The 14754-nt window shown below is 68.5% G+C and carries 11 protein-coding genes and 4 pseudogenes; 10 read left to right on the top strand and 5 right to left on the bottom strand.

Annotated features, from left to right (window positions below):
• The first annotated feature begins 26 nt into the window (after positions 1-26).
• The 10 genes and pseudogenes from rplQ to RUTHE_RS11285 all read left to right on the top strand — a co-directional run bounded on the left by rplQ (position 27) and on the right by RUTHE_RS11285 (position 9839).
• Positions 27-446 carry a 50S ribosomal protein L17 gene (gene rplQ, locus RUTHE_RS11240; RefSeq protein WP_021098543.1) on the top strand — a complete coding sequence of 140 codons (420 nt, stop codon included), beginning with the start codon at positions 27-29 and terminating at the stop codon, positions 444-446.
• A 212-nt stretch (positions 447-658) separates the two neighbouring features.
• Positions 659-1270 carry an autoinducer binding domain-containing protein gene (locus RUTHE_RS11245; RefSeq protein ID WP_021098544.1) on the top strand — a complete coding sequence of 204 codons (612 nt, stop codon included), beginning with the start codon at positions 659-661 and terminating at the stop codon, positions 1268-1270.
• A gap of 47 nt (positions 1271-1317) precedes the next feature.
• Positions 1318-1908, top strand: a complete 591-nt coding sequence (locus RUTHE_RS11250; protein WP_021098545.1) for an acyl-homoserine-lactone synthase — start codon at positions 1318-1320, stop codon at positions 1906-1908.
• Between the two features lie 37 nt (positions 1909-1945).
• Positions 1946-3286, top strand: coding sequence for a replication-associated recombination protein A (locus RUTHE_RS11255; RefSeq protein ID WP_021098546.1), 1341 nt, complete (start codon positions 1946-1948; stop codon positions 3284-3286).
• A 183-nt stretch (positions 3287-3469) separates the two neighbouring features.
• Positions 3470-4506 (top strand): annotated as a pseudogene (locus RUTHE_RS11260) (RluA family pseudouridine synthase).
• On the top strand, positions 4503-5234 hold the full coding sequence (locus tag RUTHE_RS11265; RefSeq protein ID WP_021098548.1) for an ATP12 family chaperone protein: 732 nt from the start codon (positions 4503-4505) through the stop codon (positions 5232-5234). The pseudogene RUTHE_RS11260 and the gene RUTHE_RS11265 overlap by 4 nt, the downstream one beginning before the upstream one ends.
• Before the next feature lie 163 nt (positions 5235-5397).
• Positions 5398-6411, top strand: a complete 1014-nt coding sequence (locus RUTHE_RS11270) for an amino acid ABC transporter substrate-binding protein (RefSeq protein ID WP_021098549.1) — start codon at positions 5398-5400, stop codon at positions 6409-6411.
• A gap of 72 nt (positions 6412-6483) precedes the next feature.
• Positions 6484-7727: pseudogene (locus tag RUTHE_RS11275) on the top strand (amino acid ABC transporter permease).
• Positions 7728-9044: pseudogene (locus RUTHE_RS11280) on the top strand (amino acid ABC transporter permease).
• 9 nt (positions 9045-9053) lie between these two features.
• On the top strand, positions 9054-9839 hold the full coding sequence (locus RUTHE_RS11285; protein WP_021098552.1) for an amino acid ABC transporter ATP-binding protein: 786 nt from the start codon (positions 9054-9056) through the stop codon (positions 9837-9839).
• A gap of 156 nt (positions 9840-9995) precedes the next feature.
• On the opposite strand, the gene RUTHE_RS11290 is transcribed toward RUTHE_RS11285, so the two are convergent.
• The 5 genes and pseudogenes from RUTHE_RS11290 to yidC form a co-directional block, all read right to left on the bottom strand.
• On the bottom strand, positions 9996-10499 hold the full coding sequence (locus RUTHE_RS11290) for a SixA phosphatase family protein (protein ID WP_021098553.1): 504 nt from the start codon (positions 10497-10499) through the stop codon (positions 9996-9998).
• Positions 10496-11140, bottom strand: coding sequence for a hypothetical protein (locus RUTHE_RS11295; protein WP_021098554.1), 645 nt, complete (start codon positions 11138-11140; stop codon positions 10496-10498). The genes RUTHE_RS11290 and RUTHE_RS11295 overlap by 4 nt, the downstream gene beginning before the upstream one ends.
• Positions 11141-11148: 8 nt before the next feature.
• Positions 11149-12027 carry an acetylglutamate kinase gene (argB, locus tag RUTHE_RS11300; protein WP_021098555.1) on the bottom strand — a complete coding sequence of 293 codons (879 nt, stop codon included), beginning with the start codon at positions 12025-12027 and terminating at the stop codon, positions 11149-11151.
• A 22-nt stretch (positions 12028-12049) separates the two neighbouring features.
• The gene (gene yihA / locus RUTHE_RS18655; protein WP_245542233.1) at positions 12050-12700 is read right to left on the bottom strand and encodes a ribosome biogenesis GTP-binding protein YihA/YsxC; all 651 of its coding nucleotides are present in this window, start codon (positions 12698-12700) and stop codon (positions 12050-12052) included.
• A gap of 30 nt (positions 12701-12730) precedes the next feature.
• Positions 12731-14635: pseudogene (yidC, locus tag RUTHE_RS11305) on the bottom strand (membrane protein insertase YidC); the annotation flags it as partial.
• Between the last annotated feature and the right edge of the window lie 119 nt (positions 14636-14754).

Here is a 14754-nt window from a genome sequence, read left to right on the forward strand (position 1 = left end):
CCGGACAAAGCACAAAGGAGATCCGGATGAACCACGGCAATGGCTATCGCAAGCTGAACCGCACCCATGAGCATCGCCAGGCGATGCTGGCCAACATGGCCGGTGCGCTCATCGAGCATGAACAGATCAAGACGACGCTGCCCAAGGCCAAGGAGCTGAAGCGCGTCATCGACAAGCTCATCACCCTGGGCAAGCGCGGCGATCTGCATGCCCGCCGTCTTGCGGCGGCGCAGCTCAAGGAGCCCCGTCATGTGTCCAAGCTCTTTGCCGTGCTGGGGCCCCGCTACCAGGAACGGCAGGGCGGCTACTGCCGGGTGCTGAAGGCCGGTTTCCGCTATGGCGACATGGCCCCCATGGCGATCATCGAGCTTGTGGACCGTGATCCGGAGGCCAAGGGGAAGGCCGACCGCGAAAGGCTGGCGGCGCAGGAGGCGGCTGCCTCCTGATCGGGCCATCGGCCCACCTCGCAAGAGCGGCAGCGACAGACAGGCCCCGCCCGCAAGGAGGCGGGGCCTTCTTCTTTCCCTTGGGGCAGGAAAACTGTCCCAAAAGGCAGGTTGACACATTCCTGCAACGCTTCGGGATTTGGCATGATTCCGCCTCAATCCTGCCGCAATCCTGCGTTGACCGCGCCGCCCGCGTTGCGCGAGATGGAGCCATGTCGCTCCAGTCCCACATCGACCTGCATACCCGCAAGCTCGCCAGGCTGGCGCCGGGCGGCTTCTTCTTCGCGCTGCATATCCGCTTTGCGCTGCCGCTCATCAATATCGTGACCTACCCCCAGGGCTGGACGGACCGTTATACCGAACAGGCCTATGCCCTGCGCGACCCCATCATCGCCTGGGGCTTTTCCACGACCGGCACGACGCGCTGGAGCGAGATCGCCATCCCCGACCCCTTCGGCATCCTCCGGCAGGCGCAGGAGTACGGCATGGTCTACGGGCTGGCCGTCTCCTGCGGGCCGATCAAGTCCCGCACCATCGCTTCGGCGGCCCGCGACGACAGGGAATTCACGGATGCCGAGATCGCTGCCTTTGCCGAAGTGATCGAGGATCTGCACCGCATCACCGATCCGCCCGATTCGCTGACCCCGGCCCAGATCGAGGCGCTGCGCCTGATCGCCCAGGGCGACCGTTATGCCGCCGCGGCGGCCAAGCTCGGCATTTCCGAAAGCGCGCTCAAGGCCCGTCTGGCCTCGGCCCGGGCCGCGCTGCTTGCCCGGACCACGACAGAGGCCATCCAGCGGGCGCGGGACTACCGGCTGATCTGAGTTCCCCGGACCGGGGGGGTCCGGGCTTTTCCAGGAGTGACGACCCCATGCAGAGCACGACGCTGTCCTTCGCCAACATGCACAACCATGGCGAGTTGCTTGCGAATATCCTTCGCGCCCGGCGGGAAAGCTTCATCCTCCGCAACCGCTGGGACCTGCCCGAGACCATGGGCATGGAATTCGATCAGTACGACACGCCCCAGTCGCGCTGGCTGGCGGTTCATGACGGCGCCGGCTCGGTCCTGGCGGGGGTCCGCCTGACCCCCACCACGGCGCGCTGCGGGATCTATTCCTACATGATCCGCGATGCGCAGAGGGGGCTGCTGGCCTCGATCCCCGCGGATCTCCTCTTCGAGGAAGCGCCTGTGGCCGAGGGCGTGTGGGAGGTCACGCGCGGATTCGTCTCGGCCCATGTCCCCGCCGCGATTCGTCACAAGGTGCGCCTGCGGCTGGTCCTGCAGATGCAGCGCACCGCGCGGGAAGAGGGAATCCGTCGGATGCTGGCGCTGCTGCCCGTGGGATGGCACCGCTGGGCCCGGCGCTGCGCCCTCGAGATGACGGCGGCCGGGCGCGAGATGGACATGGGCGGCATCCTGTATCAGGCGGTGTGGATCGACTTCTCGAGCCAGATGCACTGATCTTCCGCGGCGCATCGCGGCAGGATAGGGTCGGCCCATGGCCGACCTCTTCGATCTTGCCGCCCCGATGCCCGATCCGGCGCCGCGTCCGCTGGCGGACCGGCTGCGGCCGGTGCGCCTGTCGGAGGTCGTGGGGCAGGATCATCTGCTCGGTCCCGATGGTCCGGTGGGGGCGATGCTGCGGGCCGGGCGGCTGTCCTCGCTGATCCTCTGGGGGCCGCCGGGCGTCGGCAAGACCACGATCGCGCGTCTGCTCGCCCAGGAGACCGATCTGCGCTTCGAGCAGATCAGCGCGATCTTCACCGGCGTGCCCGAGCTGCGGAAGGTCTTCGATGCGGCCCGTCTGGCCCGCCGGCAGGGGCAGGGAACCCTGCTTTTCGTGGACGAGATCCACCGCTTCAACAAGGCGCAGCAGGACGGGTTCCTGCCCGTCATGGAGGATGGCACCATCATCCTGGTGGGGGCCACGACCGAGAACCCCTCCTTCGAGCTCAATGCCGCCCTGCTGTCGCGCGCGCAGGTGGTCACGCTGCGGCGGCTCGATCCGGCCGATCTCGAACGGCTCGCCCAGCGGGCGGAGAAGGCGCTGGGTCACCCCCTGCCGCTGCAGCCCGAAGCGCGCGAGGCGCTGATCGCCATGGCCGACGGAGACGGGCGGGCGCTGCTGAACCTGATCGAGCAGATCGACGGCTGGCAGGCGAAACAGCCGCTCGATGCGGCGGCGCTCTCGGCCCGGCTCCGCCGTCGGGCCGCGCTCTATGACAAGAGCGGGGACGGGCATTACAACCTCATCTCCGCGCTGCACAAGTCCGTGCGGGGATCGGATCCCGATGCGGCGCTCTACTGGTTCGCCCGCATGCTCGAGGGGGGCGAGGATCCCCGCTATCTCGCCCGCCGCATCACCCGCATGGCGGTCGAGGATATCGGCCTTGCCGATCCGCAGGCGCAGGGGATCTGCCTGGCTGCCTGGGAGACCTATGAGCGGCTCGGAAGCCCCGAAGGGGAGCTGGCCCTCGCCCAGGCGGTGGTCCATCTCGCCCTCGCGCCCAAGTCCAATGCGACCTATGTCGCCTACAAGGCCGCGCGCGAAGCGGCGCGGCGCACCGGCTCGCTCCCCCCGCCGGCCCATATCCTGAATGCGCCCACGCGGCTGATGAAGGAACAGGGCTATGGCGCGGGTTATGAATACGACCACGATGCCGAAGATGCCTTCTCCGGACAGGACTACTTCCCCGAGGGGATGAAGCGGGGGGTCTATTATGTTCCGGTGGACCGGGGCTTCGAGCGGGAGCTGCGCAAGCGCGTCGAGTTCTTTGCGGGACTGCGCGCGAAACGCCGCAGGGAGCGTGAGGCCGGCGGCAGGGGCGGCCGAGGTTGACAGCGCGCGCCGGGGCGCCAAGAAGCATCGCATGATCCAGTCTCTTTCCCCCTGTCGCCTTGGGCAGCGCGGTCTGTGCGCCGCTGCGCCGGATCCTGCCGCGGCCCTGCCCGATGGGCGGGGATCGGCCTGGCTGTCGCCGGCATCCTGCGGGTCGGGGCCGTGGCTGGGGAGGGGCGTGGCATGAGCGGGGTGCAGCATCGGGTCATCGCCGCGGGCAGGGGGGGCAGCGGCTCGACCGCTGGCTGAGACGGCAGTTCCCGCATCTGACCCAGGGCGCCATCGAGCGGATGTGCCGCAAGGGGGAACTGCGCCTGGACGGGGCACGCGTCGCGCCCTCGGCCCGCGTGGAGGAGGGGCAGGATGTCCGCATTCCCCCGCTGCCGGAGGCAGACAGGCCAGCCCCCCCGCCGGACCGGCCTGGCCGCGACGATGCCGCCATGATCCAGGCCGCCGTGATCTGGAAGGACGAGCACATCATCGCCCTCAACAAGCCCGCCGGTCTGCCATCCCAGGGGGGGTCGGGACAGGGCGGGCGCCATGTGGACGGCCTCGCCCCGGCGCTGATGTTCGGCTACAAGGACCCGCCGAAGCTGGTCCACCGCCTCGACAAGGACACCTCGGGGGTGCTTCTGCTGGCCCGCACGGACCGGGTGGCGAGAAGCCTGTCCGAGGCCTTGCGGCACCGCGCCGTACGCAAGATCTACTGGGCCGCAGTTGCCGGTGTCCCCTCTCCTCGCGCCGGCACGATCCGCTATGGTCTTGTCAAGATGCCGGGCGGGCCGCGGGGCGAGGAGAAGATGCGCTGTGTCCATCCCGCGCAGATCGAGGCGACGCCAGGCGCCAAGCGGGCCGTGACCGACTATGTCACTCTCGAGAAGGCGGGCGGGCGGCTGGCCTGGGTTGCCCTGCGGCCCGTCACGGGGCGCACGCATCAGCTCCGCGCGCATCTGGCCGAGCTGGGACACCCGATCCTGGGCGATGGCAAATACGGCGGTCATGCGCAGGACAACCCCGGCGATGGCTGGGGCGCAGGGACAGGCGGCGCGCTGAGCCGCAAGCTGCACCTGCATGCCCGGACCCTGGTCTTCGAACATCCGGTGACAAAGGCCATGCTGACCCTGACCGCGCCGCTGCCCCCGCACATGGCCCAGAGCTGGGCCTTTCTCGGCTGGGATGAGCGGGAGGCCCCGGCCGACCCCTTCGAGGACCGGGGATGATCAGGGCGACGGGCAGTCCGGGCGGCTGGGCGCCGCGCCGCTTCTGGACGCATGCCGCCGTGCAGCCTCAGGGCGGGGGGTTTGCCATCCTTCTGGACGGGCGGCCGCTCCGCACCCCGGGGCGGGCCCTGCTGCTTGTCCCGACAGAGGCCTTTGCCGAGGCCGTGGCTGCCGAATGGAACGCGCAGGGCGAGGTGCTGGATCCCCGCAGCATGCCGGCCACGCGTCTGGCCAACACCGCCATCGACCGCGTGGCGCATCACCATGACGCCGTCGTGGAGACGGTCGCCGCCTATGGGGGGACCGATCTGCTGTGCTACCGCGCCGAGCGCCCCTCACTGGTGGCGCGACAGCGCGAGGGATGGGATCCCGTTCTCGCCTGGGCGGCCCGCCGCTTCGGCGCCGAGCTGCGGCTGGCCGAAGGGGTGATGCCGGTGAGCCAGCCGGCCGCCTCGCTCGGGCGGCTGCGCGCCCGTGTCGCCGCGATGGATCCCTTTGCCCTCTCGGCCTTCCATGATCTGGTGACGCTCACCGGATCGCTGATCCTGGCGCTGGCAGTGGCGGAAGGACATCTGGCGCCCGAGGAAGGCTGGCGGCTGTCGCGGCTCGACGAGGAGTTCCAGGCCGAGGAATGGGGGCGCGTCGAAGAGGCCATCGAGATGGCAGGGCTGCGCGAACGTGCCTATCTTGACGCCGCGCGGCTGTGGACGCTGCTGCGCCAGGCCTGACGCAGCGGCGCAGGAGGCACTCAAGGCTTGACCGGCGCGGCAGAATCCGCCGACAGTCCCTCTTACAGAAGCCCGGACCCCGCCCGTGCATCCTGCCGGACGGGGATCGCGGCATAACAGGAAGCCTCCCCCACGGGGCGGCGCCGAAACAGGAGGGAGACGCATGAAGGCAACGATCTGGGGCGCCGTGGCGCTTCTGGGGTTGGCAGGGGCCGCACAGGCTGCCGTTCTCGATGACGTGCGGGCGCGCGGGGTGCTCAACTGCGGCGTCAATCCCGGCCTCACCGGCTTTGCCGCGCCCGACGCCAACGGCGTCTGGCAGGGCTTCGATGTGGGTCTGTGCCGCGCCGTCGCCGCGGCGATCTTCGGCGATCCGAACGCCGTCAACTTCACGCCCCTGTCCGGCGAGACCCGCTTTACCGCGCTGGCCGCGGGCGAAGTGGACATGCTCGCGCGGAACTCGACCTGGACCTTCTCGCGCGATACCGATCTCAACCTCGATTTCGTGGCGGTCAACTATTATGACGGGCAGGGCTTCCTGGCGCCCCGCTCGCTCGGGGTCAGCTCGGCCAAGGAACTCGATGGCGCCACGGTCTGCATCCAGACCGGAACCACGACAGAGCTGAACCTCGCGGACTTCTTCCGCATCAACAACATCACCTATACGCCGGTGCCCATCGCCAATGATGCCGAGGGACGCCAGCAATATCTTGCCGGAGCCTGCGACGTCTACACGACCGATGCCTCGGGCCTGGCGGCGGCACGCGCCACCTTCGAAAATCCCGAAGAGCACGTGATCCTGCCGGAGATCATCTCCAAGGAGCCGCTGGGACCGGCTGTTCGCGAGGGCGATCAGGACTGGGCCGATCTCGTCCGCTGGGTATTCTACGCCCTCGTGACTGCCGAGGAACTGGGCATCACCTCCGCCAATGTGGCCGAGATGGCTGCCGCCCCCACCAACAATCCGGAGATCAACCGCCTGCTTGGCACCGAGGATCAGTATGGCGCGATGATCGGCCTCGATCCGCAATGGGCCGTCAACGTCATCCGGGCCGTGGGGAACTATGGCGAGATCTTCGAGCGGCATCTGGGCCAGGGCACGCCGATCGGCCTTGCACGCGGACTCAATGCCCTGTGGACCGAAGGGGGGCTGATGTACGCCCCGCCCTTCCGCTGATCCTCTGACCGGAGGCGCCCCGGCGGGCGCCTCCGCCTTCACAGCAAGATGGGCAGGACGGGGCCAGGACACATGACCCTCGAGATCCGGGAGCCCAGACGGCAGCGCCTTGCGGCCAGCCAGCTCCTCTACGACACCCGCTATCGCCGCATCACGATCCAGGTCATCGCCCTGGCCTTGCTGGCCGCCGGCATCTGGTGGCTGGGGGCGCAACCTCTCGACCAACATGTCGGCGCTGGGGGCGGGACTTCGACTTCTCCTTCCTCTGGCGGCGCGCCGGCTATGACATCAGCCAGCGCCTCATCCCCCTATACCAGCGACGATACCCATGCCCGCGCCGCGCTGGTCGGCATCCTCAACACGCTGCTCGTCTCGGGCCTCGGCATCGTGCTGGCCACGATCATCGGCGTGCTCGCCGGGGTGCTGCGCCTGTCGAAGAACTGGCTTGTGGCGCGGCTGATGACCGCCTTCGTCGAGGCCTTCCGCAACATCCCCCTGCTGCTGTGGATCGTCCTCGTCTACGCGATCCTGAGCGAATCCACCCCAGCCCCTGCAGCCTTTCGGCCCGGGCCGGATGGCACGGAACCCCAGGCGGAGATGCTGTTCGGCCTGATCGCCTTCACCAACCGCGGCACCTACATCCCCTGGCCGGTCTGGGGCGAAGGCGCGGAATGGCTCGGTCTTGTGGTGCTGCTGTCGATCGGCGCCGTCTTTGCCTACCGCGCCTGGGCGCGGCGCCGGCAGGCCGAGACGGGACAGCCCCCAGCCGATCCTGTGGGTCTCTCTCGCGATCCTGCTGGGGCCAGCCCTTCTGGCCTTCGTCCTGCTGGGCCGGCCGCTGTCCTTCGATGTCCCCGCCGTGCGCGAAACCGGCATCGCCCGCTTCGAAGGCGGGATCAATGTGCTCAACTCGCTCGTGGCGCTGTGGCTCGCCCTCGCGCTCTACACCGGGGCCTTCATCGCCGAGATCGTGCGCGCCGGCATCCTGGCCGTGTCGAAGGGGCAGACCGAAGCCGCCTATGCGCTGGGCCTGCGACCGGGGCGGACCATGCGCCTGGTCATCCCTGCCGCAGGCGCTGCGCGTCATCGTGCCGCCGCTGATCTCCCAGTATCTGAACCTGATCAAGAATTCCTCCCTGGCCGTCGCCGTCGGCTATGCCGATGTGCGGGCCACGCTGGGCGGCGTGACCATGAACCAGACGGGACGCGAGCTCGAATCCCTCCTGCTGCTGGGGCTGTTCTACCTGATCGTGAGCCTCGCCGTCTCGGCCGTCATGAATGTCTACAACCGGCGTGTCAGACTGAAGGAGCGCTAGATGTCCGATCTGCACTCCCAGACCGTCGCCTACACGCGCGACACGATGCTTCCCCCCGCCCCGCCGCCCGTGCGCGAGAGGGGCGCGATCAAATGGCTGCGCGAGAATCTCTTCTCCGGGCCGTTCAACATCGCCCTCACGCTGATTACGCTGTGGCTGCTTTGGCTCGCGCTGAGCGAGGTCCTGCCCTGGATGTGGCGAGGCATCTGGGACGCCGGCAGCGTGACCGAATGCCGCGCCAGACCGGGATGCGCTCTACGGGCCGGGGGTGCCGGCCGCCTGCTGGGCCGTCATCCCGGATCGCTGGCGCCAGCTCGTCTTCGGCTTCTACCCAGACGGAGAACTGTGGCGCCCGCCGCTGGCGCTTGCGGTCTTCCTCATCGCCATCATGCCGGTCCTCTTCACCGGCCTGCCTCGGCGCCTGCTGGGGTTCACGGCCGCCGCCCCCTTCCTGATCGTCTGGCTGATCTGGGCGGAGCCATCTGGGGCCCGGCCATGGTGGCCCTGGGCTTCGTCCTGGGCTGGGCGGTCTGGCGCCTGCTCCTGCCGCGCAGCAACCCTGGCCTTGCCTTCACGGGGGGCGTGCTGGCCGCACTGCTGTGGTGGCTGTTCCTCACCGGCCCGGTCGCGGGGATGCTGGCCAGGCTGATCCCCATCGCCCTGAACCCCGTGCCATCGGACCGGATCGGGGGGTTCACCCTCTCGCTCCTCATCGGGCTGTCGGGCATCACGCTGTCGCTGCCCCTGGGGATCCTGCTGGCGCTGGCACGACGATCGGATCTGTGGATCGTCTCCAAGGCGGCGGTGATCTACATCGAGGTCATCCGCGGTGTGCCGCTGATCGTCTGGCTGCTGGTTGCGCAGATCCTGCTCAACTACTTCCTGCCCAGCCGCTGGAGCATCGACATCCTGGTGCGCGTCATCGTCATGGTGACGCTCTTCGCGGCGGCCTACATCGCAGAGGTGATCCGCGGCGGCCTGGCAGCCATCCCCCGCGGACAGTTCGAGGCAGCCGATTCGCTCGGCCTCGGCTACTGGGAGACGATGCGCCTGATCGTCCTGCCGCAGGCCCTCACGATCTCCATCCCCGGGATCGTCAACAGCTTCATCGGCCTGCTGAAGGACACCACGCTCGTCTCCATCATCTCGCTCTTCGATCCGAAGCGCATGACGGATACCATCCGCGCCACCACCGAATGGGGTGGCATCTACTGGGAGCTCTACATCTTCGTGGGCACGGTGTTCTTCGTCTTCTGCTTTGCCATGTCCCGCTACTCCATCTGGCTCGAGCAGCGGCTCGAGCGCAGCCATCGCTGAGAGGCCGCCATGACCGATGCCGCCCCCGCCGCGTCGCCCGCCGCCCCCGCCACCTCGGACGAGGTGGCGATCGAGATCCGGCGCATGAACAAGTGGTACGGCCAGTTCCACGTCCTGCGCGACATCGACCTGACCGTGATGCGCGGCGAGCGCATCGTCATCTGCGGCCCCTCGGGATCGGGCAAGTCCACCCTGATCCGCTGCATCAACCGCCTGGAGGAGCACCAGACCGGCACGATCATCGTCGATGGGACCGAGCTCAACTCCTCCTTGCGCAACATCGACAAGGTGCGCAGCGAAGTGGGCATGGTCTTCCAGCACTTCAACCTGTTCCCCCATCTGACCGTGCTGGAGAACTGCACCCTGGCGCCGATCTGGGTGCGCAAGATCCCCCGGCGCGAGGCCGAGGAGACGGCCATGCATTTCCTGCGCAAGGTCCGGATCCCCGAACAGGCGGACAAGTATCCCGGCCAGCTCTCGGGTGGGCAGCAGCAGCGTGTGGCCATCGCCCGCAGCCTCTGCATGCGGCCGCGGATCATGCTGTTCGACGAGCCGACCTCCGCCCTCGACCCCGAGATGATCAAGGAAGTCCTCGATACCATGATCGAGCTGGCCGAAGAGGGGATGACCATGCTCGTGGTCACGCATGAGATGGGCTTTGCCCAGGCCGTCGCCAACCGCGTCATCTTCATGGATCAGGGCCAGATCGTCGAACAGAACGAACCGGGCGAGTTCTTCCGCAATCCGCGGAGCGAACGCACCAAGCTGTTCCTGAGCCAGATCCTGGGGCATTGACGGCACATGATCCTGACAGGGCCGGCACAAGGGATGCCGGACGATGGACGACAAGGGCAGAGCGGGCGGGCGATTCGGGCAGCGGAGCGCCCTCATCCCCCTCTTCGTAGCAGGGAAAGGTTAAGATCCGGTTAAGGCCGGGCGAGGCGGGCCCAGTCAGGCCAGATCGGCGGGAACGGCAAAGGCCTCGAGCCGTCCCGTGCCTTCGCGGATTGCGAACCAGTCGGGGGCATCGAAGGACAGGGCGGCGACGGCACAGGTCGGCACATCGCCCCAGCGGGGATGCGCCGGGGCCTGCCGGGCAAGACGCGCCATCAGCTGTCCGATCCCCGGATTATGCCCGATCAGGGCCACGCGCGAAGCAGAGGCGCCTTCCAGAACCGCCAGCATCGCCTCGGGTGTCGCGTGATAGAGGGCGCGATGATAGCTCACCTCCGGCGGCGGGGCCCACAGCGGCAGCATGAGCGCGAGCGTCTGGCGCGTGCGCAGGGCGTCCGAACAGAGCACCTCCTGCGGGGCATATCCCTGTGCGGCGATCCAGGCCCCCATGCGGGGGGCATCGCGCCGGCCGCGCGGGTTGAGGGGGCGCTCATGATCCGGCAGGCGCGGATCGCTCCAGTCGGATTTGGCATGCCGGATCAGCAGCAGATGCAGGCTCATGCGTGGAAGGCCCTCATGTGGAAGGCGGACTGGTCCGGCATGCGGCGCGATGCCCCCACCGGGCAGGCCGCGCGGACGCGGCAGCCCTGCGTCATGCAGGCCTGGCCGGGGGGGCTGTCGAGAAAGGCGTGGCAGGCCGGCAGATCATAGCCGGAAGCCGTCAGTGCACGGGGCGGGCAGGCCGCGAGGCAGGGCGCGGGGCAGCCGTCGCAGGGCCGCCTGGCGGCCACGGGCGGGGCTTCCGTCCCGAGCAGGATGCCCCCGCGAAAACTGATCCAGAGCCCGGCCGTCTCGTGCACGAGAAGCGTTGCCGGCGAGGACCAGCAGCGGCCCGAGCGCAGCGCCCAGGCCAGAAAGGGCCGGTAGGGCGGGCCGCCGAAGGGAAAGACGGCCTTCAGACCCAGCGCGCAGGCGATCCGCCCGATCACCCGGCGTGACCAGCGGTCGAGCGGGTCCGGCTGGCCGTCCTGCGCCTCGGGGCTGGCGCGAAACAGCGGCCAGAAGTCCGGCTCCTGCGGGGAAAGGAGGGCGACGGAGCGAAAACGGGGGGGCATGCCGTCCTCTGGCCGGAGCGGGGCGATGCCGGAAAGGAAGAGCCCCGCCCGGGCCGCACGGTCGGCGAGGGCGGGCAGCGGGTCCATGCCGGGCCTCAGCGACGGCGCGGGCGAGCGGCCGAGGCCGCGCCGCGCACGATGGTGCCCGCCCCCGCATCGGTAAAGAGCTCGATCAGCGGGGCATTGGGCAGCCGGCCATCCAGGATGACGACAGCCCGCACCCCGGCCTCGATGGCATAGAGGACCGTTTCGGCCTTGGGGATCATCCCGCCCGAGATCGTCCCGTCGGCGATCATGGCGCGGATCTCGGCCGGGGTCGTCTCGCGGATCACCTCGCCGCGGGCATCCTTGATGCCGGGCACATCGGTCAGCAGCAGGAGCCGGTCGGCATTCAGGGCCCCGGCGATGGCGCCTGCGGCGGTATCGCCATTGACGTTGAAGGTCTCGTTGTCGGCCATGCCGGTGCCGACGGGGGCGACCACGGGGATGATGCCGGCCGCCGTCAGATCGCGCAGGACCTGGACATTCATCTCGACCGGGCGGCCGACGAAGCCGAGCTCGGGATCGTCGGCCTCGCAGACCATCAGATCGTCGTCCTTGCCGGAGATGCCTACCGCGCGGCCGCCTGCATCATTGATCGCCTGGACGATGCGCTTGTTGACAAGACCGGAGAGGATCATCTCCACCACCTCGACGGTGGCCTTGTCCGTGACGCGCTTGCCGCGGACGAAGGACGATTCGATCCCGAGCTTGTCGAGCATGGCGTTGATCATCGGCCCCCCGCCATGGACCACCACGGGGGCGATGCCGACCTGGCGCATCAGGACCATGTCGCGGGCGAACTGGGCCATTGCCGCATCGTCGCCCATCGCATTGCCGCCGAATTTCACCACCACGGTCGCGCCGGAATAGCGCTGCAGATAGGGCAGCGCCTCGGAAAGGGTGCGGGCGGTGGCGATCCAGTCGCGGTTCATGGGCCGTCTCCTCGGAACGGTCTCAGTCGAGATGGGCGATGATGGCGCGGAGCGTGGCGATTCCCTCGCCGCGTTCGGACGAGGTGACGACAAGTTCGGGGCAGGCGGCCGGATGGCGCTGGAGGGCTTCGCGGACCTGCTCCAGCACCCGTTCGCGGGCGGCCGGGCCGATCTTGTCGGCCTTGGTCAGCACCGTCTGGAAGGCCACGGCAGACCGATCGAGCAGCGCGAGGATCTCCGCATCCACGGGCTTGATGCCATGGCGGGCGTCGATCAGGACGAAGGCGCGGCGCAGGCTCGGCCGGCCGGCCAGATAGGCCCGCAGGAGGCGCTGCCAGCGCTCCACGACGGCCTTCGGCGCTTCGGCAAAGCCATAGCCGGGCAGATCCACGAGATAGTGCCGGTCCCCCAGGGCGAAATAGTTGATTTCCTGCGTGCGGCCGGGGGTACCGGAGGCGCGCGCCAATCCCTTGCGCCCTGTCAGCGCATTGATGAGGCTGGACTTCCCGACATTGGAGCGGCCGGCAAAGCAGATCTCTGTCCGGTCGGGGGGCGGCAGGGCTTCCAGCGCCGTCACGCCCTTGAGGAAGGTCACCGGGCCGGCGAAGAGACGCCGGCCGGTCTCTGCGGCCTCGGGGTCCGGATCGGGGGCAAGGGGAAAGGGCAGGGTCACTTGCGTCTGGGGGGGCGCCGGGGTGTTGGCCGCATCCGGCCTGTTGCGCCGCCAGCCGGCACGGATGTTCCCGAAGATGTCGGGCTTGGCGCCGTGGCTGCGCATGATCAGATACTGCTGGACAAAGGTGATGAGGTTGTTCGCGATCCAGTAGAGCACCAGACCCGATGCGAAGGTGCCCAGCATGAACATGAAGATCCAGGGCATCCAGGCAAAGATCATCCGCTGGGTCGGATCCGGGGGCACCGGGTTGAGCTTCTGCTGAAGCCACATCGAGATGCCGAGGCAGATGGGCAGCACGCCGATCGAGAAGATGTGGAAGAAGCTGCCAACCTCTGGCGTGCCCCAGGGCAGCAGTCCGAAGAGGTTGAGGATCGAGGTCGGATCCGGTGCGGACAGATCGCGGATCCAGAGGATCCAGGGGGCATGGCGCAGCTCGATGGTGACGAAGATCACCTTGTAGAGGGCAAAGAAGATCGGGATCTGCACGAGGATCGGCAGACAGCCCGAGGCCGGGTTCACCTTGTTGTCCCGGTAGAGCTTCATGATGCCCTGCTGGAGGGCCATGCGGTCATCGCCGACCTTCTCGCGCAGCGCCTCCATCTGGGGCTGGAGCTCGCGCATGCGCGCCATGGAGCTGTAGGATTTCCAGGCCAGCGGAAGGACCAGCGCCTTGATCACGAGGGTCAGCGCGATGATCGCCCAGCCCATGTTCCCGATCATCTGATGGAGATGATGCAGGAGCCAGAACATCGGCTTGGTCAGGAACCAGAACCAGCCCCAGTCGATCGAATCGAGGAAGCGGTCGATCCCCAGGACATTCTGGTAGTTGCGGATCGTCTCCCATTCCTTGGCACCGGCAAAGACCAGCGTGCGGTATTCCACCGCCGCACCGGGAGCGATGGTCTCGGCCGGGCGGCGCGCCAGCGTCTGGAGCGTGCCGGTCTGCGGAATGTAACGTGCGACCGAACGGAAGGCGCTGCCCGGCTCGGGGATCAGCGTGGTCATCCAGTACTTGTCGGTGAAGCCGATCCAGCCGTCCTGCGCGACCTCGATCACCTCCTGCCGCGAGCCGTCCTCGGCCGCAGGCAGATCGGGCAGATCGGGATAGTCGATCTCCTGCAGCGTGCCATCCGACATGCGCACCACGCCTTCGTGCAGGATGAAGTTGGCGTAGGAGTCCTCTCGCCCCTCGCGGGCGATGAAGCCATAGGGCGAGAGGGTGACGGCCTCGCCGGTCATGTTCTCCACCCGCTCGGTGATGGTGAACATGAATTCGTCATCCACCGAGATCACGCGCGTGAAGCGCAGGCCCCGGCCATTCTCCCAGGTCAGCGTCACCGGGCTGGACGGCGTGAGCGTGGCGACGATCTCGGCCCCTTGCAGGGGATCGCCGCCCAGGGCCGCCGGCGTGGGGGGAAGGGCGGCCCCCGCATCGGGATCGGCGGCCGCTCCGGCCTCGGGCGGGGGGGCGCCTTCGGCGAGCGTCCACACCGTGTCCGGGCCCGGCACGGCATCCGCAGCCAGGCCTTCGCCCGCGCTCCAGCCATGGACCACGTAATAGGGATAGGGAGAGCCCGCCGGCGTCAGCAGACGCACCAGTTCGGGATTGTCGAGCGTGACGCGATAGCCCTTGAGCGCGAGATCATCGAGCCGCGCCCCCCGCAGGCTGAGCGACCCGGTCAGCGAGGGCGTGTCGATGGCGATGCGCGGCGCGGGCGTCAGGGTGCCCGAGACCTCCTCGGCCGTGACGGCACCGGGTTCGCCCGGTTCGGGTGCGGCCACGGCGGCAGCGGCCGTCTCGGAGGCGAGGGATCCCGGTTCGGGCGAGGGGGCCTGTTCGGGCGGCGGGAACAGCCAGAACCAGACGAGGATGACGAGGAAGCTCAGCCCCGTCGCAAGGATCAGGTTCTTGGTCTGATTCGGGTCGTTCATCGGAGATCCGTCCGGGCGCTTGGCTGGGCCGCGACAGGGCGCGCGGCGAGTCGAGTGCTTCAAGACCCGGCAGGCCGGACAGTCAAGCGGTTTTGCCGGTGGGCGCGGCAAGGACCGGC

The organism is Rubellimicrobium thermophilum DSM 16684 (genome assembly GCF_000442315.1).
Taxonomy (GTDB): domain Bacteria; phylum Pseudomonadota; class Alphaproteobacteria; order Rhodobacterales; family Rhodobacteraceae; genus Rubellimicrobium; species Rubellimicrobium thermophilum.